Genomic DNA, 24,312 nt, shown 5'->3' with positions numbered 1-24,312 from the left:
TAGACCAACTAGAAGCTTGGCGAATACTAATGTTCTCACCCGTTACTTTGTTGATTTTCTGCTGTCCACGCGGTGAGGAAGCACAACTGTAATTGAGTCCACTTTTTCATGGTTCATCAATTTAGTCAGCAAACGCATTGCAACCGCCCCAATATCATAAGTTGGTTCAGCAATACTCGTCAGCGTCGGACGAACCATCTGAACGAGACGCGTATTTTCACTGCTGACGACTTCAATATCATCCGGAACCTTCAAGCCCTCATCCTGAATCTCGTGGATCGTTCCAATCGCCATTTCATCTGAATCAACAAAAATCGCCGTTGGTTTAATCTCCTGACTGAGAAATTGAGCCGTAGCTTCCTTTCCTGATTCATAGGTGTAGTCGCCTTCGGTTATTAATGATTCTTCAAATGGAAGATGATGGGCTTCAAGGGCGCGCTTGTAGCCATTCAATTTATACTTGCCGTTAATCGGTACGTCAACAGGACCATTGATAAATCCAATGCGTTGATTGCCTGATTCAATCAGTTTGGAAACCACTTCAAAAACCGCTTGTTCATAGTCGATATTAACTGAAGGAATTTCTTGTTGCTCGTCCACAGTTGATGCCAGGACAATCGGAACATTGGACTGTTTGAATTCTTCGATATGTTCCTGATCGATTTTCCCACCCATAAAGACAATACCGTCGACTTGCTTGCCAAGAAGTGTCTGAAGCAGACGAATCTCCTTGTCCTTATTTTGATCGGAATTGCAAAGAATGATGTTATACTTGTACATCGTCGCAATATCTTCAATTCCACGAGCAAGTTCAGAAAAATAGACACTGGAAATATCGGGAATAATCACCCCGACCGTTGTCGTCTTTTTACTTGCAAGACCGCGAGCAACTGCGTTCGGACGGTAACCAAGCCTTTTTATAGCCTCGGACACCTTTTTCCGAGTTGTTGGTTTTACATTTGGATTGCCGTTCACAACTCGAGAAACAGTAGCCATCGAAACGCCTGCTTCTCTGGCTACATCATAAATCGTTGCGCTCAATGCTTATTCCTCCTCAAAATCCACTATTTTTTCTATAGTCAGCCTGAACACCGGTTCACGCTCTACAACGTTTTCATTTTTCCGTACCTCAAATACGCACCAATTAGCTACTGATGCCTATTTCCAATACTATCAAATTTTGACAAGGTTCGCTATACTTTTGTGCGAATTGTAACCAAGGATTGATTGCGCCACATCATCGAAAAAAGGATCGCAAAAGAAAAGAATTAATAATCCTTTGGAATTGGAATCATTTGTTCTTTTTCTTCTACGCTATCCTTTTTCACGGCTGAGATTTTATGGGTCAAATCAATTGACCTTTGCTTCGCCGTCTCAATGATCTCCGCACTTTTGCCCTTCAGCAAAACACTGTCCTGCTGCAGCCGATGGATAACTTCCTTTCCGGACGGGGCAGCGATCAGATACAATACAACCGCTCCAAGCGCGCCACCCGCAACAAATCCTGAAAAGAAAGCCGCACCTTTTCTTGCAGTACTTTTTTCACTCTGCCCCATGAAAAAAATCCCCTTTCTTAATCTTTTTCCGGGTCAGACTTGCGTGCGTTTTTCCAGCGTTGCACCAAGTCGATTGCCGCTTTGCCCCATTGCACACCCTGAGCAATTTTACCGGAGTGCTCAATGCCCTTATTTTCAATGCTGGCAGTCACTCGCTTAACAGACGTATTAATTGTGCCCAAGGATTCGCCAAATCCTTCAATTGCGTCGAAAATACTGTTTAGACTTTTAGACTTTCTCTGAAGATCGACAGCAAGTAAGTTCGTCCGGTGCAAAAGTTCGGTTGTTTCTTCGCTTATGCCCTTCATCTGCTCCTGAACATCTTCAAGTGTCGAAGCAGCATCTTCCATCGTTTTTTGTGCGGCACTTAATGTCTGCGCCAAAAAATAAACAAGAACGGCAAACGCAACAGCAATAACCGCGACTGCCAAATATAGGATAATGATCACCGTACATCCTCCCTTTCAATCGATTCCATATTAGTTTGATGAATCATCGCATTTCTATACCTATTCTTATAAATGAAATCTCGGATTACTTGTCCACTCTCTTATATTAACATTTAAAAATATTAAAAAAAAGGCGGAAGGCAGTACGATGAAAAGGATTACAGTGATTGTTTATACGCATTCTGATATTTTTGGATATCACCCGCACCCATGAACAGCAGCACGCCATGATCATAGTGCTTTAGATCATCAATAGTGCTGTTGTGCAGAATATGCGATCCTTCAATACGGTCTTGAAGATCATGAATAGATAATTTGCCGCTCTTTTCCCGGGCTGAGCCAAAGATGTCACAAAGGTAGACTTCATCAGCAGTAGCAAGCGCGTTTGCAAATTCATCCATAAACGTCATCGTTCGAGAGTAGGTGTGCGGTTGAAAAATTGCGATTAGTTTGCGATCAGGATACTTTTCACGAGCTGCCTCAATTGTGACGCGAATTTCTGTTGGATGATGCGCATAATCATCGATCATCACTTGATCTCGCTGCTCGAGTTTCGTTTCAGAGAACCGGCGCTTTACGCCGCGAAAAAGTGTGAGACGCTCCTTCACCAGCTCAATCGGAACACTCATGTAATTACAGAATGAGATCACTCCCAGTGCGTTGAGCACGTTGTGATTGCCATAACCGGTAATTTTGAAGTGTCCATAGAAGTCGTTACGCACATAAACATCAAATTCGGTTCCTGAATCGTCAGGGAGAAAGACTACATTTCTCGCCTGAAAATCATTCTCTTCGTTAAAACCATAATAGATAATCGGTACATTCGACTTAATCATCTGCAATTGTTCGTTATCACCGCAGGCAAACACCGCTTTTTTCACTTTAAGCGCTAATTCTTGAAAAGCGCTGACAACGTCGTCAAGATCCTTATAGTAATCCGAGTGATCAAATTCGATGTTTGTAATGAGACAATAATCAGGATCCGAGTGCAGGAAATGCCGTTTGTACTCACAAGATTCCCAAATAAAATACTTGCTCTTATCATTACCGGAGCCCGTTCCGTCGCCAATCAAATAAGAGGTCGGTGCGAATGTTTTAAAAACAAAAGAAAGCAGTCCTGTCGTGGACGTTTTGCCATGAGTCCCTGTAACTGCGACACTGGTATACTGTTTCGCCAAATCGCCTAGGAAATCATAATAACGGTAAACAGGTACACCGATTTCTTTTGCCTTAGCAATCTCTTCGTGTTGATCAGGAAACGCATTTCCCGCAATCACAACTTCGTCAGAAGAAATGTTATCCGCTGAAAACGGCAATATTTTTATTTTTTTATCCTCTAGTGCCTTTTGTGTAAAAAAACGTTTGTCGTAATCCGATCCTTGAACCTCATGGTGCAGATCCTGAAGAATCTGAGCAAGTGCGCTCATACCCGTGCCCTTTATACCAACAAAATGGTATTTCGCCATACAATGACCTCCATAAATTGCTTCGTACATGACCAAATCGCCGCAATATGAATAGTATACTCATTTATTGGCTATTCTGTGTGCTGCGGATTCGTCACCAATAATAAAACAGAGACTGATCAACAAGTGCGATGTACTATCATCAGATATTATTGTGCAAAACTGGGACACACAGTACTACTATATGCTCTATCACCGTCATGCCCGACACTTATTTTAACCTTTATTACCACCGTTGTAAAAACATATTTAATTTCATTTATTCGCTCAATCGTGGATCATGCGCGACACCATTAATCAGCAGTCGTCCAACTCGTGTTCAGCCAGCTGTTCTCTAAGCTTTTCCTTAGAAACCAGTACCTGGCGAGGCTTGCTTCCATTATTCGCTGAAATTATGCTCCGCAACTCCAGTTCATCCACGAGACGGGCAGCTCTATTGTAGCCGACTCGAAAATGGCGTTGAATGCCGGATACCGAAGCTTGTCCCTGCTCGACAACAAAAGCCGCCGCATCACCAAGCAATTCATCCTCCTGTTCCGAACGTTCGTAATCAGTACGAACCGTTTCCGGAGAGAAGAGGTAATCTGGTTTTTGCCAATCTTGGAATGCATGTGTTACACGGTTAATTTCTTCATCAGATACGTAGCATGCTTGGAGTCTGCGCAGACTGCGGGAACCGTTTTCCGCAAACAGCAAGTCACCTCGCCCAAGCAAGCGTTCTGCCCCGCCGCAGTCCAAAATTGTTCTGGAGTCTGTCTGCGATGAGACGCTGAACGCAATTCGGGTTGGAATATTTGATTTTATAAGTCCCGTAATGACGTCTACAGACGGCCTTTGTGTTGCGACAAGTAAATGAATACCTGCCGCTCTCGCTTTTTGAGCGATTCGGCACACAGATTCTTCAACATCCTGAGGAGCGACCATCATTAGATCAGCGAGTTCATCAATTATTATGACTATGTACGGAATTTTCGTGTCGCTCGTATTTCCAGCAGCTACCTTACGATTATAGCCTTCCATGTCTCGTACGGCGTTATCCGCGAACAGACGATATCTTTGTTCCATTTCTTCAACAGCCCATTTAAGGGCCGCTGCCGCCTCTTTGGGCTCAGTAATTACGGGTGCAGCTAAATGTGGAATCTCCTGATAAGGGGCGAGCTCAACCACTTTGGGATCAATTAGAAGAAAGCGGAGATCCTCAGGCGGCGTACGATAAATCAAACTTAGGATCAACGAGTGAATGCACACGCTTTTCCCCGAACCGGTCGCGCCGGCAATGAGTCCGTGTGGCATTTTCGCCAGATCGGTAACTACCTGATTGCCTGACACATCCTGACCGAGAGCAGCCGTCAATGGCGCTCTGCTTTTTTTATATTCCGCCGATGTCAGCAATTCTTTAAGCAGAACGGGTCTTCTAACCTTATTCGGTATTTCAATTCCCACAGCGCTTGTCCCGGGAACCGGAGCGATTCGTATTTGCCTGGCTGCTAGACTCAATTTAATGTCCTCATTTAAACTGAGAACCTTATTAATCTTCACACCAGGATGAAGATGTAAATCAAATCGAGTGACACTTGGCCCGCGCACATAACCAATCACATCGGCATCGACATGGAAATTTTCGAGCGTTTCCGTTAAGGTCGCTTTTTTATCTTCAATCCACGCATCACTATCTTGTTCCGATTGTGCGGAATCATTAAGCAAATCAAGAGGCATCTGCAACTCGGACGCTTTTGGCCGTTCAGCAATAGAATTAGGCGTTGATACGTGCTTCGCCTGCCCATCCGAATGAAACATCAGAACATTGAACGGAACCTTGGATTGTGTGTTTTGACGGTGAGGAGACCGCGGCAAACGGCTCTTCACGCGCATTATGCCTTCATTCTCCTTAACGGGTACACCGCTGTCCATTGAGTCGGCAGTTGCTTCTTTGTCCGAATGCTCTTCTGCGCGGTTATTCATTCGTTGCTTTTGTGTATGATCCGAGTACGCTATTGATTCCTGTTGAACGGAGCGCTCGCTTAGCGGATGCACTGTCTCATATGACTCAACTACTTCGGCAGACTTATTCTCCTTGTGTGATTCCTCTTTTGGCATCCCTTTCGTTCTGTTGAACGATGGTTGATCCGTGATTTTCCGATCAAGAACCGGATGATCCGCAGAAGACGACAGTTCAACCGGATGCAGCAAATCTTCTTGTTTACGCTCTTGAATTTGCCGCTTTTCCTGTGTTTCTTTTGAAACATCTAGATAAAAAGAAGAATCCTGTTTTGTTGAGCTGAAACTGTCCGGCGGCTTGCGATAGCCAAAGACAGGGGAAGGTACCTTAGTCAGACGGAACGGCGTCTTTTTCTTTTGACACTCTGAAACCTGCTGATTAGGCAGATGTGTCTCCTTATCCAAACGATGCCCCTTCACGGCAGGCATATTATGTTCTGGATATCGAGCAAGCATTTTCACCTCAGCATGCCGATTCGTATCCTTAAAACGCCCTACAGGAGCTGCCGGATGCGATCTCTCAATCCCTTGTTCATGCTCGGAATCGTCATCATTATCCTGATTGAAAAAATGGCGCCACCATCTGTCAGCCATTCCATTCACCTCACCTTCACATGAATTTATGCGTTAGACGCGCATTTTCTTTAATGAATTGAAATCTTGTCCGACTTGAATCTCCGAGTTGAGCACCAGAATGCCTCTTTTTTGCGGTGCGTTGGCAAGCGCCAATTCACGAGCAGAGCAGATCATCCCGTCAGAAGACACTCCGCGCAGCACAGTAGGACGAATAATGGTTCCATCAGGCATCAGTGCGCCGATTTTGGCGACAACCACCTTCTGCCCTTGTTCAATATTCGGTGCGCCGCAAACAATTTGCAGCTTCTCTTCACCGCAATCCACCTGACACACATGCATATGATCTGAATCCGGATGGTTCTTTGATTCAGATACATAACCGGTCACAATCAAAGGTTGAACATCCACAGGCAAAGTCAGATCCACTTTTGCATCAGTCAGTTTCTGATTCAGCAAGTCAATGAGTGCGGCATTTACCGCCACCGCTCCTGTCGCTTGATCGTCTAAAAAATGAGAAGCATTAAAAAAATTTAATCCTAACGTCTCATTGGTCGCTTCATCGAAGACTCGCGCGACATCATTTTTCGTCTGAACGCTTTGCTTTCCCCCTTCCTTCAAGTAAACAATTAGTGTGTCTCCAATGCCTTTCCGATTATAATAAAGAATCATTCATGAAACTCCTTCCGCACGGTTATACTGCGTCCCGTCTTTTAACGGCACTATTTTTAGTTCTTGTCATTTCCAGGTACTGGTCGTTTATTGGCCATAATAAAAATTGGTTCAAGCGTTTCCTTCTCGTCAAAAATAAATGGAAGCATTGTGATCCTCAGAGTACCTGTCGTATAAAATTTCATTGTCATCTGAGCGAGGATGTCGTATCCTTCAGGATTAACAATATCACCGAAAATCAACACATCCTGATGAGGGATCGCCACAGTCAAATCGCCCTTTGCTTTCGCGCGCATATCTGAGACAAGCTTTCGGTTCAATAATCGGCTGGCATCATAGCCGTCGTTCATATTGATAAAATAAAAAGTGTTATTGCGGACGATATCCTTTTTTATTTTAGTCGGAAGCGCGCTCAAGTTAACTGTTGCGCGTTCTTTAAGTGCCCGCTCATCCATGCCTTCTTGATCAAGAAATTGCTTGTCAATCAGTCGACACGCGTCTCCAAGGTCAAGCGCATAGTAAATCCTCGTTTCAGCGGTATGTTCTCTTGAAACAAGCGCCTGCCCGTCTGCCGTTTGATTGGGAAAAGACGCCGAGCGAATCACCGGAAAAAGACGATCTTCATTCCCTTTTAAGTGCGGAGCGCAGGCCATAGCCTTAAGTCCGCGGTCAATAGCAATGATCGATTGTTCCAGCGCTTTGGGCCCTTTTTCCTCGAAACGACGGAGCAATTCATTCATCGAAAGGGTTAACCCTTTGCCATTCATATCCTGTTCAACGCGCACACTGTCTTTTTTATGATCAAAATGCAATTTACGTCCTTTGCCATTTAACTTGAGTTCAAGCATTTTCCTTAGTTCAGCACGATCCATACGCATCAGCCCCTTTCCTTTCGTCGCCAGGTGCCGCATTTCCGTGGATATGTCCTTAGTTTAGCATAGCCTTACTTCATATGAATAGGTTATCCTCTTTTCAAATGGTTTACGTTTTTCTATGCGCATACATACCTTCAATTAATTTAAGAATATGTAGAAACATTTCAGTACGCGTGATTCGTCCCTCAGTAAGAATACCGATCGTTCCTCCATGAGTGCGCACATTCTTCTGATGCGCATACTCATCAGCAAGATCTCCAAGCTCATGACCGGCACGAATTCCTTCGGCAAGCACCTCTGGGAGAAGAATTCTGGCACCCCCCGCGCTGATGAGCTGACCGTGACGGTCTGCCGCCGCTGCCCAGTTGCATAAGTACATGTCCCCATCAATATCGGACACGCCGCCTTCCATACCGACACCGAAGGTAACTTTCGAATCCTGTTGCAACACGGCTTTCGCACGATTAATCGCCCCTTGCCTTGTCTCTGAATCAGACATAGGCATCGCTGAAATTCCAGAAGGAACATCAAAGCTCCGAATGATCGCGTCCATACTTTGATTTTGAATCAATTGATTCACTGCCTCTATCTTAGCCGGATTTTTTGTGCCTACTCCGATAATGATCATATGTTCTTCTCCTCCTTTCCATTGAGATTAACTGCGCATTCTCAAGCTGCCCCGCGCTTACTTTCGCAGGATTTGGACGCCTTTAATAAGTGATCTATTTAATACTTGGTTAAATGGATCACTTTTATTATACTTTGAAGTAGATCTAAGAATCCAAAACACAGGCTCTCCCTCAGTTCAGATTTGACAACTGTCGGGCATACGCCTGTGAGAATAGAGGAATTGACATGAAAAGTCACTTTGGAACAGCACTTGTTATCGGTTTGGCCGCCGGATACCTCGCAGGTACCGCCACTAGCCGCCTTATGTCCGAAAAGAAGACGCTAAGCTCAGAAAAAGTGTTGGAACGCGTCAAAAACACGGTTAACAAACAACTCACAATTGACGGAGCTTGGATCTATCTTTCGCCGCATATTTGGTCAAAAGACAGTTTGACCCACATGGTGTATAGAGGCGGCTTGATTTCAAATGAAAAAGGAAGCAATCGCCATTTTGACTTTATCGCCGATGCGGGCAGCGGAACAATTTTGGAATTTAAGCCGCAAAAACAAGGGTGAGGTGGATCCTCCCTTGGTGATGCGTTAGTTTACTCACTGGCTATGGCCTCACACCGATAAATTCTCTGCCCTTTTTCAGAGAATTTTTCTTCATATTCAGTAACCACATTGTCTTTGAGCCGTGCGCGATGTAAATCAAGACTAATATTCTGCAGCGTAAACCCATATTTTGAAAAACTTTCAAGTGAATATTCAAACAACCCCTGATTATCCGTTTTAAAGTTGAGAACTCCACCTTTTTTCAGCACATACTCATATTGGGCAAGAAAGGCTGAATAAGTCAGCCTTCTTTTTTCATGGCGGTTTTTCGGCCACGGATCACAGAAGTTCAAGTAAAGAGCATCTACCTCATCCTCAGCAAAAAATTCGGTAAGCCCTCTTGCATCTTCATTAATCAAACGAACATTTTCAAGACCTTCTTCGAGGCACTTGTCAAGAGCGGTAACGATCACACTTTCGTGCAACTCAATACCTACGAAATTGTCATTCGGATATTTTTTCGCCATACCTGTGATGAAGCGGCCTTTGCCTGATCCGATTTCTACATGAAGCGGCGCTTCTTTATGAAACACTTCATGCCATTCGCCGTTGTAATCTCTGGCCGACTGAATCACAATATCCGAATGCAAATCAAGTTTTCCTTTAGCCCAAGGTTTATGGCGTACTCTCATGTTTAACTCTCCCTTATTTTCACTTTAAGAATAAAACTTATTATTAGCACGCATATTTCGCACGCAGCGGGTTTGCGTCAATCACTTTATTGTATTTATTAGTTTACCATGAACTTCTTCAACATCCTGGTATTTTGTCACGAACAAAGTGCCGGAGGTTTGGCAAAGCCAAGTTCTCTAAAAATCAGTGTCTTGGCTCAAAAGCGGAGGTCGAGACATCTGAGCAACCGCCGCGACCGCATCCTGCGGAAGTAAAGAACGGGCATGTCCGGTTTTTCTAAACAAAGAACTGCCGTACGAGTTTCCATCTTTACGTATTCGTGCAAAAAAGTGCATCCCCCCGATCACCGGGAAGATGCCAGATTCGAGTTGTATACACTAACCGCTCTTTCATGTACATGATTTAGATGCGCACTCAGAGTAAGGAATCTGCGGCATACTCATTAAGCCAGAGCAAGTCTTTCTCAAATAAGATCATTTTCTTCGTCTCGGCATGTTCCTGATGCCAGAACATAAATCTCAAAGTCATCGCCAGCATATGCCACACAAGCCGCAACTGCAAAGATGGCGTGAGTTCGAGTCCATAAAGTCCAAGCCAATTCTGCCACTGATCCTCCTCGACATACCAGTAAAGCAGCATAGCCAGATCCATGGCCGGATCAGCGATCACCGCCTGATCCCAATCCACAAGGTACAAACTTTTTTCATCAGTTCCAAGTAACCAATTATTATGGTTAATATCCGAATGACAGACACTCTTTTTCGGATATTCCGCAAGCTCTGCCATATCTTTTAAAAAGTTGAGCGATTGTCGAAGCGCGCGTGTCTCATTGCGCCCGCGCGCCTGACCCGTCAGCTGATTTACGATTTGCGTGGTCGTCATTGGCTTCTTGCCCAGTCGTTTCATCATAGTTAGAAGCGGCTCGGACGTATGAATTTTCTTCAACAATCCGGCGACTTTATCTGAAGACATTTCTTTAGGCGTCAGTACTCTTCCCGTCAGCCATTTCTGTGCGGTCAGCACATCACCATTGTCCACACGCCGTGTCCACAGCAGTTTTGGCACAATGCCCTCAGCAGAGAGAACAGCAAGAAAAGGAGAAGAATTTCGCTTAATAAAAAGCTTATTTTCCCCAGAACTTGCCATAAAGGCTTCTCCAGTTAATCCTCCTGCCGGAGAAATTTCCCAATTATCGCCATCGAAAAATCGAATCAAAACATTCCACCATTGCCTTTCTGAGTTAACCGCGTTAATCAGTATTAGAAAACTTGGCTTCGCCAAGCCTCTGGCGAAGGCGAAGACTTAGTTGCACTTACACTCGTTTCCTTGAATCTTTAATTTTTTTATACTTTCTTATCAGTGTTAGAAAACTTGGCTTCGCCAAGCCTTTTTAAAGCGAAGCCACCGTCGCGAATGTCCTTGGACGACCCAGTGTCCGGCTTGCCACAGGACGTATTTTCGCAGGCTGCGATGGCTCTCGCGTTGCTTACAGAACGTTCCCGTGTTTAGAGAACGTTCCCTTATTGGCATACCACTTATACTATAATCCTTAAAACTATATACTTTTTTATAGTACAAAAAAACAGACTATGCCTAAAAATATACCACGTTCACGTTGAATCAACAATCATTAAAGTGAGATTCTGTCTCATGTTTTGTGATCAATCCATTCTTGAGTCGCACAGAGTTTCACTCATCTTCAGCAGTGCTTCAGCAGCTTCAAGCTGCTCTCTTTTCATAAGTAATGAATGCTGATCCATTCTTTGAAACCATTCGCTTTCATTCCGCTGATCAACAAAATCCGTCTCATAGTCGTTAACCGTATCTTCAATATAACAGTCTGGAGCGTAAACAACCGTACCTACTTGCATTGAGGTCAACCCTTTACCCTTCAGAAATGCGGCAACAACTGCTTTCGTTCGCCGCAGTGAGATCATCGGATTCACTAGCGGACGTACCGAGGCTCCATTCGTAATCTGATTCCACATTCTTTGCGAATATGGCTGAAATACATCGCCTGTCTCTCCTAAGAGCGGATGAACACAGCAGATCTTATCATTGGTGATCAGCAAAGAATCAAGCTGAACGGAGCCGGATTTGGTAAGCAGCACCGGGCGATACATTAAAAAAGAAACATCATTTATTCCCTTGAGCATTCTTCTTAGCCAATGCTCTGTGGAAATATCGTCCGGCCGCGCCGATCGTTCAGATGCAGTGCGTGTCGACCACAACACTTGTTTATCAAACAGCCAGTCATCAAAACCAATTTTCCAATGATTACTATATTTATCGACACCATTAACTGAATTTTGAATAGTATGTTTACCTAACCACTTCTCTCTCCATGCCTCCATGCGCCTTTTTTTCAACCAATTATAACGATTTGCATAGCAGCGCAAGTTTAATTGATACCGTGAAACACATTGATTAACCTTAATGAGCTGAGCCATACTTGTCCACCTTCACCTAGTCTATGCCCTATTCTAATACAAAAAGGCTTACAAGAAACGATTTTTATTCGTTTCGAAATGGAAAATTGACGACCAACTGATACTGTGGTGACATACCCGGACAAACCCTAAATAGTGATATGCTGTTAACTTCCCATGATTTTCCTGAAACCGCGCAATCCATTACAGGTAAATCATGATACAATTCGCCTTCTACCCACCGTTTAGCCAACGTGATATGCGGATGAAACGGTCTACTCTCAGTATTAAAGCCAATCTCAGCAAGTTCCCGGCTCAATTTCTCTCTTAGTGCTTCCAGCCTGCGATTTGGGGCAAGCGAAGCAAACAGAACGCGTGGATGGTGCTTCTCTCCAAAGCCGTCGATTCCAGTAAGTATGATTTGAAAAGCGGAAATTTTTTCTGTGACTCGCGCGACAGTACGATTTAATTTCTCTTGTCTTTCCTCATCAACTTCGCCGAAGAAGAAAAGGGTGATATGATAATCCCTTGGATCTGTTCTTCGCTTATAACAAACAGATTCCAAAAAAGGATCTGTTGTTTCGTATAATAAGGATCTTAGATTTTCAGCAATCGGAATCGCTAAAAAGAAATGGTTTGACATAACCTCAGCCCTTTTCTATTGATCATAACGATGCTCCACTGGCTCATGCACGTATCGTTACCTTTGTTTATTATTATAGAATCAATCCCTATTTACTAGGAAATCATACATCAATAGTCGACCCGCGCCCTACTCATCCTGTATAATGTAACTAATACAATTCGAATAGTACGTCTTAGCTGTACAAGCCCTTGAAGAAAAGAGAGGTAATTATGACAAAAGTTGTTCAATCTATCGATGAACTTGTTGGCGCAACCCCAATGGTGCGTCTAAACCGGCTTCCGGATCCGAACGGTGCCGCAATTTACGTGAAATTAGAATATTTAAATCCCACAAAAAGCGTGAAGGATCGCGCCGCGTTGTACATGATTCTCGAAGCGGAACGTCAAGGAACCCTCCGGAAAGGCGCAACCATTATCGAACCAACTTCCGGAAACATGGGCATCGGCCTCGCAATGGTCGCAGTTGCGCGCGGTTACAAGGCGATTATTGTCATGCCGGATACGATGACTCAGGAGCGCATTAATTTATTAAAAGCATTTGGCGCAGAAGTTGTATTGACCCCTGGGAGAGATAAAATGCCCGGTGCGATTAAAAAAGCGCGGGAATTAGCCGAAAGTCTGCCTAATAGTTACATGCCGATGCAATTCGAAAATCAAGCCAACCCTGCAGCACATCAAAAAACGACGGCTGCTGAAATTATCAAGGACGTCCATTCTCTAGGCTGCACCCTTAACGCTTTTGTTGGAGCCGCCGGAACGGGAGGAACCGTTTCAGGAGCAGGAAACGCCTTAAAAGAAGCATTTCCAGGCATGACCGTACATATTTGCGAGCCTGCCGGATCACCTGTATATACTGGTGGAAAACCCGGACGGCATAAAATTGTCGGCACGAGCCCTGGATTTATACCCAAAACGATGGATATGTCCGTTATCGACGAAGTGATCGATGTCAGCGATGAAGACGCCTATGAAATCACACGCCGTCTCGCAAGCGAAGAAGGCATTCTATGCGGTCCGTCTTCAGGAGCCTCCGTCTATGTCGCACTTCAAGTTGCACGTCGATTCAAACCAGGTCAACTGATTGTCTGTATTATTAACGACACCGGCGAACGCTATTTATCCGGTGATATTTTTCCAAGATAATGGATCTTTTATCTCCTCCACGCGCACGCGCGTGGAGGTTTCTTTATTTTTGCGGATTTTCATCGATGAACCGACTCCATTCATCGTCCTATGAAGGACAACTATAGGAAATCAAAAATTAACAAAAAAACAATTGACTTTTTTGGATTAAGAGTTATATTAAAGTTGTTAACAGAAAATTATGTGACTTTGTGATTGAAGTCGGGCTTCCATTGACTGTTCTTTTTCATGGATTTCCGTCAAATGGATGAGGTGCTAAATCCTCCATCCCTCATTTATTTTCGGTTCTTTATCCGAAAATAAATTCTGTGTGTTGACTCTTGTTTGAATATTTCGCTCAGTAAAAGGCATAACTTTTATTGATAAATAATCTAGGGAGTGGTGACTTGAGTCCTTCAACTGATCGAATGCTAAATCGTGTGAGGTCCGTATATTTGTTCATTCGCAGACAAGGTACTGTTTCGACGAAAGAGCTGGTTGAAGAATTTGACATGACACAGAGAACAATGCAAAGAGACTTGAATATTCTTACCTATAATGATTTGGTTAGAAGTCCTGAGAGAGGCCAATGGACCGTAACAGAAAAAAAAGTCAGGGTTTCGTGAGCTGTTGAAAAAGAACAGCTCTTTTTATTTGCCGTTAAAATGCGGACACATAGGCAAAAATCATCCGCAAACATAGACTATAGATGAATGTTACCAATTACTTGATTCAAGGAGGATCATGTTTATGTTCTCAAACGGCAATACCTCTTTGCCTCCGGATGCAACTGCTTTTCAGCCTGCTTCAGCACCAAGAGGCAGGATTGACCAGTCAAATCAATTACCTTTTCAAGCAAAGACCACCACCGCCTCAAACGAACGTTCGGATGCGTCATATCCGTTTCCGGCCTCTCAAGGCGCCGGCAATACCTATATGGATAACAGCTTTGTATGGGATGGATCTGACGGACCTGCTCCGAACGCTGGCGATAGACAGATGCAGCCGCCGCGTCCGCTACAGCCGCCATTTAATCCGCAGCAATTTGATCGACGCCTTAACCAGATTGAACGTCAGCAAGCTCAGTTTCAACGCGAGTTGCAGAGCCTCGACCGGCGCGTACGAATGATCGAACGGCGACTTGGTTTTCCAATTCCCCCGATTGGTGGCCCAGGATTTCCGCCAAGATGAAGACGATTCGGCTAAATTTATGCCGGTGTGAAAAAATTTTGGTACGAACCGCATTAAAAACAAAGGAAATTCGGGAATGAAGCCGAATTTCCTTTGTTTTTTATCATTATAATAGAAATCACTCAGCTCTGCGCCCTCTAAATCCGCCGACAATTCGCCGAAGCAGCCCAGTCCAACGCGCGAGGATAAGATATACTGCTGCACCCACAACGACGCTAAGAATAATCACGGTTATCGCAATCCCTCTTCCGCTCGGCACATTTCCGCCGAATAACAGGAAGATGAGTTGGATCACGAGGCACATGGCAATTGTGTAGCCAATAATATGTACCATTTGCCGAGCAACGAGCGAATAATGATAATCGGTCGCGCGTTTAATCGCGATTAAATTAATTAAGATACAAACCGCGTAACCAATATCGGTCGCGATCACGGGGCCGACCATTCCGAAAAATTTCATGAACGCAGGATTGAGCATCACTTTGATCAGGACTCCTGCTCCAAGGCTGATCAACGTTACACGCTGATGATTGATGCCTTGAAGTATTGAAGCCGTCACTTGGAAGAGTGCAAAGAAAATGGCTGTCGGTGCGTACCACTGCAAGATACGCCCGCCAATCTGCAGATCATGTGGATTAATTTCAAAAAGCAGACCATGCACCATATACCCGAGAACAGATAAACCGATTGCTGCCGGAATGGTGAGAAAAAGAACCAGTTCAAACGCTTGCGTAATTTTATGATTGACTTCGGCTATATTTCCCGTAGAAAAAGATTTAATAATAGACGGAACAGCACTGACGGCAAGCGAAGTTGCTAAGGTGACCGGAATCATCACCATTTTTTGATCGTTGCCCGTTAAATCGGAAAGAATAATATCTTTTACCGGCACACTATAATCAAGATAGTGAAAAGCCATGACTTGATCAATAAGCTGGTACAGCTGCATGGCAATCCCTACTGCTACGAAGGGAACCGCATAGGTAACCAGTTCCTTGTACATGGCTGCATACGAAATTCGATACCGTTGTTTTGTTTTTTGCTTCAGCTTTGCAAGATACGGACGCCGCTTCACCCAGTAATAGAGCATTACGTAAAACCCGCCGACCGCACCGACAAACGCAGCAAAAGTGGCAAGCGCAGCTGCGGTAACCGGAGAGCCGTTAAATACGTTCATGACTAAGAAAGCGCAGATCAAAATAAAAGTGATCCGAACAAATTGTTCCACCACTTGAGAAACGGCGGTTGGTCCCATGGATTGGAAACCTTGAAAGTAGCCGCGCATCAAGCTCATGACCGGCACCACAAGAATAGCAATACTCACGACTCGGGTAACAAGCACAACATCAGGCAATTTATCTGATGGAAGTCCATAAGCCGTCGCAAAATGCGGTGCACCGAGAAACAAGATCAGAAAACCAATCACACCTGTTAGCGACATTAATACGAATCCGGATTTCATTAGGCGTTTTCCTGAATCATAATCGCCCATCGCATTATACTTGGACACAAATTTAGATACAGCAAGCGGAAGCCCCATCGTGGATATGCTCAGCATGATCGCATAGGGTGTATAGGCAACCGTATAGAGAAATACGCCCTGTGTACCTGTCAATGCATTATAGGGAATTATAAATAGGATTCCGAGTAATCTTGATACAATAGAGGCGACCGTCAGGATCATTGTCCCGCGGATCATTTTTGATGCGGACATCTGTCTACGCTCCTAAATCTTCAATTGGGCCAACTGCCCACAACTCTTAGTATTTTACCACATTATGCCGTTCATACAGCATCATTTTAACGATCTCTTATCAGTCGCATTCATCAACAGTGAAGCTAGTATCAAGCGAATCTGTAAACGATGTAATAAAAACCGCTTCTATGCGTTCGCATCAGAAACGGTTTTTATGAAGGTGCTTTGATTTATTTTGCAACAATATTAACGAGTTTATTTGGAACAGCAATGACTTTCTTGACAGACTTGCCTTCAAGATTTTCCTTCACTCGATCATTGTTCATGGCTTTTTTCTCAAGTTCTTCTCTTGATGTGCCTTTGCCGACATTAAAGCGAGCACGGATCTTGCCATTTACCTGGACAATGATTTCGATCTCTTCTTCTACAAGTTTACTTGCCTCATAGGTCGGCCAAGCAGATTTTTCAACCGATTCGTCATGACCGAGCAGTGACCAGATTTCTTCGCTGATATGCGGAGCAACCGGAGAAAGCAGTTTAATAAATCCTTCAGCCATATAAGTCGGAATTTGTTCCTGCTTATACGTTTCATTGATGAAGGTCATCATCTGCGCAATTCCGGTGTTAAAGTGCATGATCGTAAAGTCATCAGTCACCTTTTTAACCGTTTGGTGATAAGCTTTTTCAAAAGCCTCACTCGCAGCTGCATCACGTGACACCGCTTTGGTAAGACTGCCTTCCGCTGTAACAAAAAGTCTCCAGATCCGGTCGAGGAACCGGCGTGATCCGTCGATTCCGGTTTCCGACCAAGGAATTGCTGCATCGATCGGTCCCATAAACATTTCATATAGTCGGAGTGTGTCTGCACCATGAGAAGCAACAATATCATCCGGATTAACGACGTTTCCTTTTGACTTGCTCATTTTCTCGTGGTTGGTCCCAAGAATCATCCCTTGATTGACCAGCTTCTGGAACGGTTCTTTGGTCGGCACGACACCGAGATCATAAAGAGCCTTGTGCCAAAAGCGCGCGTACAGCAAGTGAAGCACAGCATGCTCCGCGCCGCCTACGTAAAGGTCAACCGACATCCAGCGTTTCAGTTTCTCAGGATCCGCCAGCTTCTCTGTATTATGAGGATCAACGTAACGAAGGAAATACCAGCTGCTCCCTGCCCATTGCGGCATTGTATTCGTTTCGCGGCGACCCTTCATTCCTGTCTCCGGATCAACGATATTGATCCAGTCCGTATCATTTGCCAGTGGCGATTCTCCCGTACCAGACGGCTTAATGTTCTCCGTCTTCGGCAGACGCAGCGGTAACTCTTCTTCAGGCACCGCCTTAAGCGATCCGTCTTCCATATGGATAATCGGAATAGGTTCACCCCAGTAACGCTGACGGCTGAATAACCAATCACGCAGACGATACGTTATTTTGCGGTTGCCGACCTTATGTTCTTCCAGCCAGTCAATCATTTTTGTAATGGCTTCTTTCTTTCCAAGACCGTCAAGGAAGCCTGAATTCACATGCTTACCGTCCCCTGTGTACGCTTCCTTGGACAGATCACCACCTGCAACAACTTCAATAATCGGCAGGTGGAATTTCGTTGCAAATTCATAGTCACGATCATCGTGACCAGGCACCGCCATGATCGCGCCTGATCCATAAGTAATGAGAACGTAGTCAGCAATCCAGATCGGCACTTTCTTACCGTTAACCGGATTGATCGCATAAGCACCGGTGAACGCGCCGGTTTTCGTTTTCGCAAGATCCGTACGCTCAAGATCGCTCTTTGCAGCCACTTCTGCGCGATAGCGATCAATGGCTGATTTCTGTTCCGGTGTCACAATCTCATCAACGAGTTTATGCTCCGGAGCAAGTACCATATAAGTCGCACCAAACAGTGTATCCGGCCGTGTTGTAAAGACAGTGACGCTTTCTGCCTCATGCCCGTCAATTTTGAATTGAACCTCGGCCCCTTCTGAACGTCCGATCCAGTGGCGCTGCATTTCTTTAACGCTTTCCGGCCAATCCACCTCGTCAAGGTCATCAATCAGGCGGTCGGCGTATGCAGTAATCTTCAGCATCCACTGGCGCATCGGCTTGCGGACAACCGGATGGCCGCCGCGTTCACTTTTTCCATCGATGACTTCTTCATTCGCTAGAACCGTTCCAAGAGCGGGACACCAGTTAACCGGCACTTCAGCAATATAGGCAAGGCCCTTTTTGTAGAGCTGAAGGAATATCCATTGTGTCCATTTGTAGTATCCAGGATCCGTTGTGTTAATTTCACGATTCCAATCGTACGAGAAACCGAGCGATTTAATCTGTCTCTTGAATGTTGCGATGTTTTGCTGTGTAAAGTCAGCAGGATCATGTCCGGTATCCAGCGCGTATTGTTCCGCAGGAAGGCCGAACGCATCCCAGCCCATCGGATGCAGGACTTCAAAGCCCTGCATTCGTTTCATTCGCGCCATGATGTCAGTCGCGGTATACCCTTCCGGATGGCCGACATGCAGCCCTTTACCTGATGGGTACGGAAACATGTCCAGCACATAATATTTAGGTTTATCAGAATCATCATCGGTCTTGAATGTTTGATGATCATCCCAGTATTTCTGCCATTTTGCTTCAATTTTCTGATGATCAAAAGCCATTGCCATGGCGAGTTCCTCCTTTTTTTAAAGCGGGCTTACTAGTCAAAAAAATATAAAAACCTCCCGCCCTTAACTTGTTGTTAGGGACGAGAGGTTGATTACTAAGTCAAATTCCCGCGGTACCACCCAAATTAGCGTTCGGATTTTTCCGTTCGCTCGCTTGTTGAACCCATAACGCGGGTTGCGGCGAGGCTCCCAGTTAAGGGCCGCACTCGCGACTCCGGAGCGAGTTCACTCTGTATCCGTACCGGCTCTCACCAAACGCCGACTCTCTGAAAGCGGATCATAAGCTACTTTTCTCCTTCATTGTCGTTCATTATTAAGGTTGTGTTTCCATTTTATTGATATAAACATGAGATGTCAACTCGCTCCGACAAAAAAGTAGATTTTCCGATTAGAAAAAACCAAATATGGGCGAAAAAAGGTACTTCATACCTGCGGAGTCATGGTTACAGGCAGGATGGTCAAACCCTTTGAAACAAATTAACGGATCGGACAAGCTGCCAGTTTCAAGGCCGAAGATACGGCGATTGTGCCGCTTAAACTCGCGGCTTTATGTTTAATCAAATGTTTGCTAGAATGTGCCATAGGTAATTGAAGGGAGCAAGCCAAATGGCGGAACAAAAAAGACCGGCGCATTACGGCCCGGATAAACGATATTATACATGGAATACCTATTTGAGGCATGAATTTGGAAGTAAGGTCTTCAAAGTACCCCTGGACGGTGGATTCGACTGTCCGAACCGCGACGGCAAGGTCGCCTGGGGCGGGTGTACCTTCTGCAGCCAAAAAGGATCAGGTGACTTCGCGGGCAACCGCAGAGATGATTTAATCACTCAATTCAATACGGTAAAAAAACAAATGAAAACGAAGTGGCCGCACGCTGATAAATATATCGGCTATTTTCAAGCGTTTACAAATACATACGCCCCGGTTGATGTTCTCCGCGAGAGTTATGAAGTGATTTTGGAACAAGAAGGCGTTGTCGGACTTTCGATTGCCACACGCCCGGACTGCTTGCCGGATGACGTCGTCGACTATCTTGCCGAATTAAACAAGCGCACATTCCTATGGCTCGAATTAGGACTGCAAACCGTGCATGACGAGACCGGCCGCCTCATTAACCGCGCACATGATTATGACTGTTTTATCGAAGGCGTTGAGAAACTCCGCAAACACAGTATACCGGTATGCGTTCATATTATCGACGGATTGCCGCGCGAGACACCGGAAATGATGCTTGAAACAGCGAAGGCAGTCGCTAAACTCGATGTTCAGGGTATTAAAATTCACCTGCTCCATCTGCTGAAAAAAACAGCGATGGTGAAGCAGTATGAGAAAGGCATGTTACAATTCCTTGATTTTAAAACCTATGTAAATCTTGTTTGCGACCAACTCGAAATTTTGCCTCCTGAAATGATCATTCACCGACTCACAGGTGATGGCCCCGCTGACCTGATGATTGGTCCGATGTGGAGCTTGAATAAATGGGAAGTGCTGGATGCGATTGACGATGAATTAACAAGACGCAACAGCTGGCAAGGAAAGTATGCCGAAACAACAACGCACGCTTAAATGCTCTGCCTGATTCTGCGGTAGAGCCAGCCGTTGACAAAGAAAAACAAGGCGCTGCCTCCCGATCGGCAAATCAATCGTCGCGCCAGCACACGAACATTGCGCTGTTTGGCAACTTTTCGGTCAGCGAGATAGATTCCGAGCAAACCGCGATTAATCATCTTATGGAAGTTTTTGTCCGGCATATTTTCAATTGCCTTATCCGCCTCTTCAATAAAATGCTTAAAGCGATGAATCATTTCTTCATCGCTGCTGTAGTAGGAGCAGAAATTCAGATCCCCTTCAATGCGGTCCTCTTCTTGGTCAACGAAATAGTCCATCATAATGTGCAGCCCCTGCACCCATGGAAAGTAACTGTCCTTAATTCGATCGACAAGCTGCGCCATCTCAGAGCCGCGCGAAGCAGCATAGGAGACGATGCAAAAGATTCCTAGTGTCGAACCGGAACAAGCAGCGAACTCATACCAGCTCATCTCAGGGAGGTGAGCTTTATTTTTTTGGAAAAAAGCGATGAGTCTCGGCACACGCTGGTCTTTTTTCACATGCTTATGCACTTGCAGATCACAGTAGAATCCTGCCAGCTCAAGGAGCGCGGGTTGAATGACTGGGAATGCCGGCAAACCGTTCAGCGTTTGCTGACATGTATTCACAAGCGCCTGAAGATAGCCTCCATCATTGCAAACGCCGCGGTAGCGATAGTAATCCTCCGGTGCTGCTCCCGGGGTCAGCGCATGCAGCATCGACTGATGCAAACAGCGAAAATCTTCCGGGTCAAGAGATATGCTTCGATCGCAAAGGTTGTCCAGATAATCACTAATTGTTTGATAGGCGACAATGAACGCAATAATTTCCTTCCTGTGTCCTTCGGCTAAAAGGCTGTAAATGGAACCGCCCTCGCAATGAAATGTCTTTGATTCAATGCTCGCAAGCGCCTGTTTGCGCAACTCGGCATCAGGAATCGCAAGCGCCTTATCCTTCCATTTTTTTAGATTATGATGCACATCAGGAAGCACTTTCCTGTATATTTGCGCCATAAGTTTAATCGGTCTCGATGGTACCGTCATCAACACGCCTCCAGTTAAATCCGCCCATAATATCCGAGAGCGAACATCTCACTATCACCTATTATAGCAAACGATCAGTCTGCTTATGCGAACTTATCTATAAGAAAAACCGAACAAAGAGCGCCTGTTCCTTACTTCCGCAGGATGCGGTGACTTTCGCGTTGCTTGCAGGACATGCGTCATTAGCGAAGGTTCCTTTGCTCCAAATACCGTTTTGAATCATCAACCTTGTGCGTGAACAGACATTTCTATTTCACAAATCATTTTGATCCTTAATTAAGTAACGAGTAAAATAAGCGGAGATTTTCCGCTTATTTGCATCCTGGCGCCTGTTTTACAGGTACATAAGGGTAATTTTTCCGGTTATACACAGAAAAACCCGCCATTTTCACGTTTTTCGATTCGATAAGCGGAAATTATCCGTCTATTTAAGCAATTTTTTCATTCATTTTCTAATTAAGCGGAATTTTTCCGTTTATTTCTCAGATTGAGCGCTTCCCTGATCGCCCAACCGAATCTTATGACCTTATCGTCGTACCGGCAAAGCAAAACGCCATACATTCTTACCAGTGTTAGAAAACTTGGCTTCGCCAAGCCTTCTGGCGAAGGTCATGGACGGCCTAGTGTTCGGTGAGCCACAGGACACACTTCCGCAGGATGCGGTGGCTTCGACGTTGCTCATAGGATGTGAGCGCCGTCGTTTCCTTGAAACAAATATTTTTTATGCTATCCTATCAGTGTGAAAAAAATCGCTTATCCACACCCGAGGGCGTGGAAAGCGATTTTGCGTGCAAGAAGTTAATGGGTCTTAGACTCAGAGTGTATTTGCTGTTTTAATAAATCTGCTTTATCGGTCTTCTCCCATGGGAGTTCGATGTCGGTTCGGCCAAAGTGTCCGTAAGCCGCCGTCTGTCGATAGATCGGCCTGCGTAAATCAAGCATCTCAATAATACCTGCCGGACGAAGATCAAAATTATGGCGAATCAACTGAACAAGCTGTTCCTCAGTTGCTTTCCCGGTGCCAAAGGTATCCACGGAAATGGATACCGGTTCAGCGACACCGATGGCGTAGGCTAATTGAATTTCACATTTTTCAGCCAATCCCGCTGCGACAATATTCTTTGCGACATATCGGGCCGCATAAGAGGCCGAGCGGTCAACTTTCGTCGCGTCTTTTCCTGAAAAAGCGCCGCCGCCATGACGCGCGTATCCGCCGTAGGTATCAACGATAATCTTTCTTCCGGTCAGACCGGCATCTCCTTGTGGTCCGCCAATAACAAAGCGCCCGGTAGGGTTAATGAAAAATTTGGTTTTTTCATCAATTAAGTTCGGCGGAACTGTCGGCCGAATTACAAACTCATGAATATCTTTCTTGATTTGTTCTTCGGTCGCTTCTGGATCATGCTGTGTGGAAATGACAATTGTGTCAATGCGTTCCGGATGGCCCTGTTCGTCGTATTCAACCGTTACCTGAGTCTTTCCATCGGGACGGAGATAACCGATCGTCTTGTTTTTGCGAACGTCAGCCAGCCTTTTTGCAAGCTTATGCGCGAGTGAAACTGGGAGCGGCATCAGCTCCGGTGTTTCATTGACTGCGAAACCAAACATCAATCCTTGATCTCCGGCACCAATTGCTTCAATCTCATCATCTGACATCGTGCCCTCACGCGCCTCAAGCGCCTTGTCAACGCCCTGCGCAATGTCTGCCGATTGTTCCTCAATAGACGTTAAAATTGCACAGTTAGAGGCATCAAAGCCGTATTTCGCATTGTTATAGCCAATCTCCTGAATCGTACGGCGAACTACTTTCGGTATATCCACATAGGTGGAAGTCGAAATTTCACCTGTTACAAGGACAAGTCCAGTATTAACCACAGTTTCACAAGCAACCCTTGCATTTGGATCCCCCTTAAGGAGTTCATCAAGAATTGCATCTGAAATCTGGTCGCAAATCTTATCCGGATGGCCTTCAGTTACCGATTCGGAAGTGAACAAGCGTCTTGAATACTTCTTCGTCATTTTTCTTCACCCTGCCTTTCAAACATTATATACAAAATGGTGTCAACGGTACTCGATCCCTCTGCTTTTGTTTTCAAGGCATGAAAAAAGCCCACTCCAATTAAGGATAGGCCGATTCTTATCGCGCGCCTCTTATTATCAGAAGAAAGACGAAACAATCTCTTTTCTCTGCAGGTTAGCACCGTGCCGTTATTCGGCCGGTTGCCGGGCTTCATCGGGCCTGTCCCTCTGCCTACTCGGAATAAGAGCAGCCGTATGTAAATCCCATCATAACGCAGGGGATTAAAACTGTCAACGAATTCCTCGCGACTGTCACAGGCAAACATTGCAGAATAGTATAGATTGAAAAAACTAAGATTCACAGAAATTCTGATTTCACTGTCCATTGCATCGTGACACATACACTGTTAATCTATTAGAGTCTGTTCAAAAAGGAGGACAAAAAGAGCCGAGGTCAGGCAAATCGCCACG

Annotated in this window: 21 protein-coding genes, 1 riboswitch and 1 other annotated feature; of the genes, 5 read left to right on the top strand and 16 right to left on the bottom strand. The window is 45.0% G+C overall.

Going from position 1 to position 24,312, the window contains the following annotated elements; translation table 11 throughout:
• Nucleotides 1–42: 42 nt before the first annotated feature.
• From ccpA to ABWW58_RS00880, 8 genes are all read right to left on the bottom strand, one after another.
• Nucleotides 43–1,041 carry a catabolite control protein A gene (gene ccpA / locus ABWW58_RS00915; RefSeq protein WP_353867424.1) on the bottom strand — a complete coding sequence of 333 codons (999 nt, stop codon included), beginning with the start codon at nt 1,039–1,041 and terminating at the stop codon, nt 43–45.
• Nucleotides 1,042–1,268: 227 nt separating this feature from the next.
• Nucleotides 1,269–1,556: a YtxH domain-containing protein gene (locus ABWW58_RS00910; protein WP_353867423.1), complete on the bottom strand. Its 288-nt coding sequence runs from the start codon at nt 1,554–1,556 to the stop codon at nt 1,269–1,271.
• 17 nt (nt 1,557–1,573) lie between these two features.
• Nucleotides 1,574–2,005 carry a DUF948 domain-containing protein gene (locus ABWW58_RS00905; RefSeq protein WP_353867422.1) on the bottom strand — a complete coding sequence of 144 codons (432 nt, stop codon included), beginning with the start codon at nt 2,003–2,005 and terminating at the stop codon, nt 1,574–1,576.
• 158 nt (nt 2,006–2,163) lie between these two features.
• The gene (gene murC / locus ABWW58_RS00900; protein ID WP_353867421.1) at nt 2,164–3,471 is read right to left on the bottom strand and encodes a UDP-N-acetylmuramate--L-alanine ligase; all 1,308 of its coding nucleotides are present in this window, start codon (nt 3,469–3,471) and stop codon (nt 2,164–2,166) included.
• A 297-nt stretch (nt 3,472–3,768) separates the two neighbouring features.
• Nucleotides 3,769–6,063 (bottom strand): DNA translocase FtsK, encoded by a 2,295-nt coding sequence (locus ABWW58_RS00895; RefSeq protein WP_353867420.1) that lies wholly within the window; start codon nt 6,061–6,063, stop codon nt 3,769–3,771.
• Nucleotides 6,064–6,096: 33 nt separating this feature from the next.
• Nucleotides 6,097–6,714, bottom strand: coding sequence for a YtpR family tRNA-binding protein (ytpR, locus tag ABWW58_RS00890; protein ID WP_353867419.1), 618 nt, complete (start codon nt 6,712–6,714; stop codon nt 6,097–6,099).
• Nucleotides 6,715–6,770: 56 nt separating this feature from the next.
• The gene (locus tag ABWW58_RS00885; RefSeq protein WP_353867418.1) at nt 6,771–7,586 is read right to left on the bottom strand and encodes a DUF1444 family protein; all 816 of its coding nucleotides are present in this window, start codon (nt 7,584–7,586) and stop codon (nt 6,771–6,773) included.
• Nucleotides 7,587–7,695: 109 nt separating this feature from the next.
• Complete coding sequence (locus ABWW58_RS00880) at nt 7,696–8,217, bottom strand: DUF84 family protein (protein WP_353867417.1); 522 nt, start codon at nt 8,215–8,217, stop codon at nt 7,696–7,698.
• Between the two features lie 227 nt (nt 8,218–8,444).
• Between ABWW58_RS00880 and ABWW58_RS00875 the strand changes: the two genes are divergently transcribed.
• Nucleotides 8,445–8,774, top strand: a complete 330-nt coding sequence (locus ABWW58_RS00875) for a hypothetical protein (protein WP_353867416.1) — start codon at nt 8,445–8,447, stop codon at nt 8,772–8,774.
• A 29-nt stretch (nt 8,775–8,803) separates the two neighbouring features.
• On the opposite strand, the gene trmB is transcribed toward ABWW58_RS00875, so the two are convergent.
• From trmB to thpR, 4 genes are all read right to left on the bottom strand, one after another.
• A complete protein-coding gene (gene trmB / locus ABWW58_RS00870) occupies nt 8,804–9,445 on the bottom strand; it encodes a tRNA (guanosine(46)-N7)-methyltransferase TrmB (RefSeq protein WP_353867415.1) in 642 nt (213 codons plus the stop codon).
• Between the two features lie 415 nt (nt 9,446–9,860).
• A complete protein-coding gene (locus tag ABWW58_RS00865; RefSeq protein WP_445783409.1) occupies nt 9,861–10,658 on the bottom strand; it encodes a phosphotransferase in 798 nt (265 codons plus the stop codon).
• A gap of 449 nt (nt 10,659–11,107) precedes the next feature.
• On the bottom strand, nt 11,108–11,896 hold the full coding sequence (locus tag ABWW58_RS00860; RefSeq protein ID WP_353867413.1) for a hypothetical protein: 789 nt from the start codon (nt 11,894–11,896) through the stop codon (nt 11,108–11,110).
• A gap of 64 nt (nt 11,897–11,960) precedes the next feature.
• Nucleotides 11,961–12,518, bottom strand: a complete 558-nt coding sequence (gene thpR / locus ABWW58_RS00855) for an RNA 2',3'-cyclic phosphodiesterase (protein WP_353867412.1) — start codon at nt 12,516–12,518, stop codon at nt 11,961–11,963.
• Nucleotides 12,519–12,730: 212 nt separating this feature from the next.
• On the opposite strand from thpR, the gene cysK reads away from it, so the two are divergent.
• The 3 genes from cysK to ABWW58_RS00840 all read left to right on the top strand — a co-directional run bounded on the left by cysK (nt 12,731) and on the right by ABWW58_RS00840 (nt 14,833).
• Nucleotides 12,731–13,663 carry a cysteine synthase A gene (gene cysK, locus ABWW58_RS00850; RefSeq protein WP_353867411.1) on the top strand — a complete coding sequence of 311 codons (933 nt, stop codon included), beginning with the start codon at nt 12,731–12,733 and terminating at the stop codon, nt 13,661–13,663.
• 386 nt (nt 13,664–14,049) lie between these two features.
• Nucleotides 14,050–14,268 (top strand): DeoR family transcriptional regulator, encoded by a 219-nt coding sequence (locus ABWW58_RS00845; protein ID WP_093671886.1) that lies wholly within the window; start codon nt 14,050–14,052, stop codon nt 14,266–14,268.
• Between the two features lie 124 nt (nt 14,269–14,392).
• Entirely contained in the window at nt 14,393–14,833 is a 441-nt protein-coding gene (locus ABWW58_RS00840) for a hypothetical protein (RefSeq protein ID WP_093671884.1), read from the top strand.
• A 118-nt stretch (nt 14,834–14,951) separates the two neighbouring features.
• Here ABWW58_RS00840 and ABWW58_RS00835 read toward each other — a convergent pair whose 3' ends face one another.
• Both ABWW58_RS00835 and leuS read right to left on the bottom strand, forming a co-directional pair.
• Nucleotides 14,952–16,547, bottom strand: coding sequence for a putative polysaccharide biosynthesis protein (locus tag ABWW58_RS00835; RefSeq protein WP_353867410.1), 1,596 nt, complete (start codon nt 16,545–16,547; stop codon nt 14,952–14,954).
• A gap of 212 nt (nt 16,548–16,759) precedes the next feature.
• Nucleotides 16,760–19,183, bottom strand: coding sequence for a leucine--tRNA ligase (leuS, locus tag ABWW58_RS00830; protein ID WP_353867846.1), 2,424 nt, complete (start codon nt 19,181–19,183; stop codon nt 16,760–16,762).
• A gap of 79 nt (nt 19,184–19,262) precedes the next feature.
• Nucleotides 19,263–19,499 (bottom strand) — a binding site (T-box leader).
• Nucleotides 19,500–19,795: 296 nt separating this feature from the next.
• On the opposite strand from leuS, the gene mnmL reads away from it, so the two are divergent.
• Complete coding sequence (gene mnmL / locus ABWW58_RS00825) at nt 19,796–20,758, top strand: tRNA modification radical SAM protein MnmL/YtqA (RefSeq protein WP_353867409.1); 963 nt, start codon at nt 19,796–19,798, stop codon at nt 20,756–20,758.
• Here mnmL and tbcS read toward each other — a convergent pair.
• Both tbcS and metK read right to left on the bottom strand, forming a co-directional pair.
• On the bottom strand, nt 20,755–21,822 hold the full coding sequence (gene tbcS / locus ABWW58_RS00820) for a tetraprenyl-beta-curcumene synthase (protein ID WP_353867408.1): 1,068 nt from the start codon (nt 21,820–21,822) through the stop codon (nt 20,755–20,757). The genes mnmL and tbcS overlap by 4 nt on opposite strands.
• 798 nt (nt 21,823–22,620) lie before the next feature.
• The gene (gene metK, locus ABWW58_RS00815) at nt 22,621–23,841 is read right to left on the bottom strand and encodes a methionine adenosyltransferase (protein ID WP_353867407.1); all 1,221 of its coding nucleotides are present in this window, start codon (nt 23,839–23,841) and stop codon (nt 22,621–22,623) included.
• Nucleotides 23,842–23,970: 129 nt separating this feature from the next.
• Nucleotides 23,971–24,089, bottom strand: a riboswitch (SAM riboswitch).
• Nucleotides 24,090–24,312 lie beyond the last annotated feature (223 nt).

Source organism: Sporolactobacillus caesalpiniae (genome assembly GCF_040513385.1).
Taxonomy (GTDB): Bacteria; Bacillota; Bacilli; order Bacillales; family Sporolactobacillaceae; genus Sporolactobacillus.
The sequence above is the reverse complement of the archived record's forward strand: the minus strand, read 5'-3'. Positions and strand labels throughout refer to the sequence as shown.

Coding starts and splice junctions, on each gene's coding strand:
- ABWW58_RS00895 (WP_353867420.1), bottom strand. CDS start 6,063: ATGGCTGACAGATGGTGGCGCCATTTTTTCAATCAGGATAATGATGAC.
- ABWW58_RS00880 (WP_353867417.1), bottom strand. CDS start 8,217: ATGATCATTATCGGAGTAGGCACAAAAAATCCGGCTAAGATAGAGGCA.
- murC (WP_353867421.1), bottom strand. CDS start 3,471: ATGGCGAAATACCATTTTGTTGGTATAAAGGGCACGGGTATGAGCGCA.
- thpR (WP_353867412.1), bottom strand. CDS start 12,518: ATGTCAAACCATTTCTTTTTAGCGATTCCGATTGCTGAAAATCTAAGA.
- cysK (WP_353867411.1), top strand. CDS start 12,731: ATGACAAAAGTTGTTCAATCTATCGATGAACTTGTTGGCGCAACCCCA.
- ABWW58_RS00910 (WP_353867423.1), bottom strand. CDS start 1,556: ATGGGGCAGAGTGAAAAAAGTACTGCAAGAAAAGGTGCGGCTTTCTTT.
- leuS (WP_353867846.1), bottom strand. CDS start 19,183: ATGGCTTTTGATCATCAGAAAATTGAAGCAAAATGGCAGAAATACTGG.
- tbcS (WP_353867408.1), bottom strand. CDS start 21,822: ATGACGGTACCATCGAGACCGATTAAACTTATGGCGCAAATATACAGG.
- ABWW58_RS00835 (WP_353867410.1), bottom strand. CDS start 16,547: ATGTCCGCATCAAAAATGATCCGCGGGACAATGATCCTGACGGTCGCC.
- trmB (WP_353867415.1), bottom strand. CDS start 9,445: ATGAGAGTACGCCATAAACCTTGGGCTAAAGGAAAACTTGATTTGCAT.
- ABWW58_RS00840 (WP_093671884.1), top strand. CDS start 14,393: ATGTTCTCAAACGGCAATACCTCTTTGCCTCCGGATGCAACTGCTTTT.
- ABWW58_RS00885 (WP_353867418.1), bottom strand. CDS start 7,586: ATGGATCGTGCTGAACTAAGGAAAATGCTTGAACTCAAGTTAAATGGC.
- ytpR (WP_353867419.1), bottom strand. CDS start 6,714: ATGATTCTTTATTATAATCGGAAAGGCATTGGAGACACACTAATTGTT.
- ABWW58_RS00875 (WP_353867416.1), top strand. CDS start 8,445: ATGAAAAGTCACTTTGGAACAGCACTTGTTATCGGTTTGGCCGCCGGA.
- mnmL (WP_353867409.1), top strand. CDS start 19,796: ATGGCGGAACAAAAAAGACCGGCGCATTACGGCCCGGATAAACGATAT.
- metK (WP_353867407.1), bottom strand. CDS start 23,841: ATGACGAAGAAGTATTCAAGACGCTTGTTCACTTCCGAATCGGTAACT.
- ABWW58_RS00860 (WP_353867413.1), bottom strand. CDS start 11,896: ATGGCTCAGCTCATTAAGGTTAATCAATGTGTTTCACGGTATCAATTA.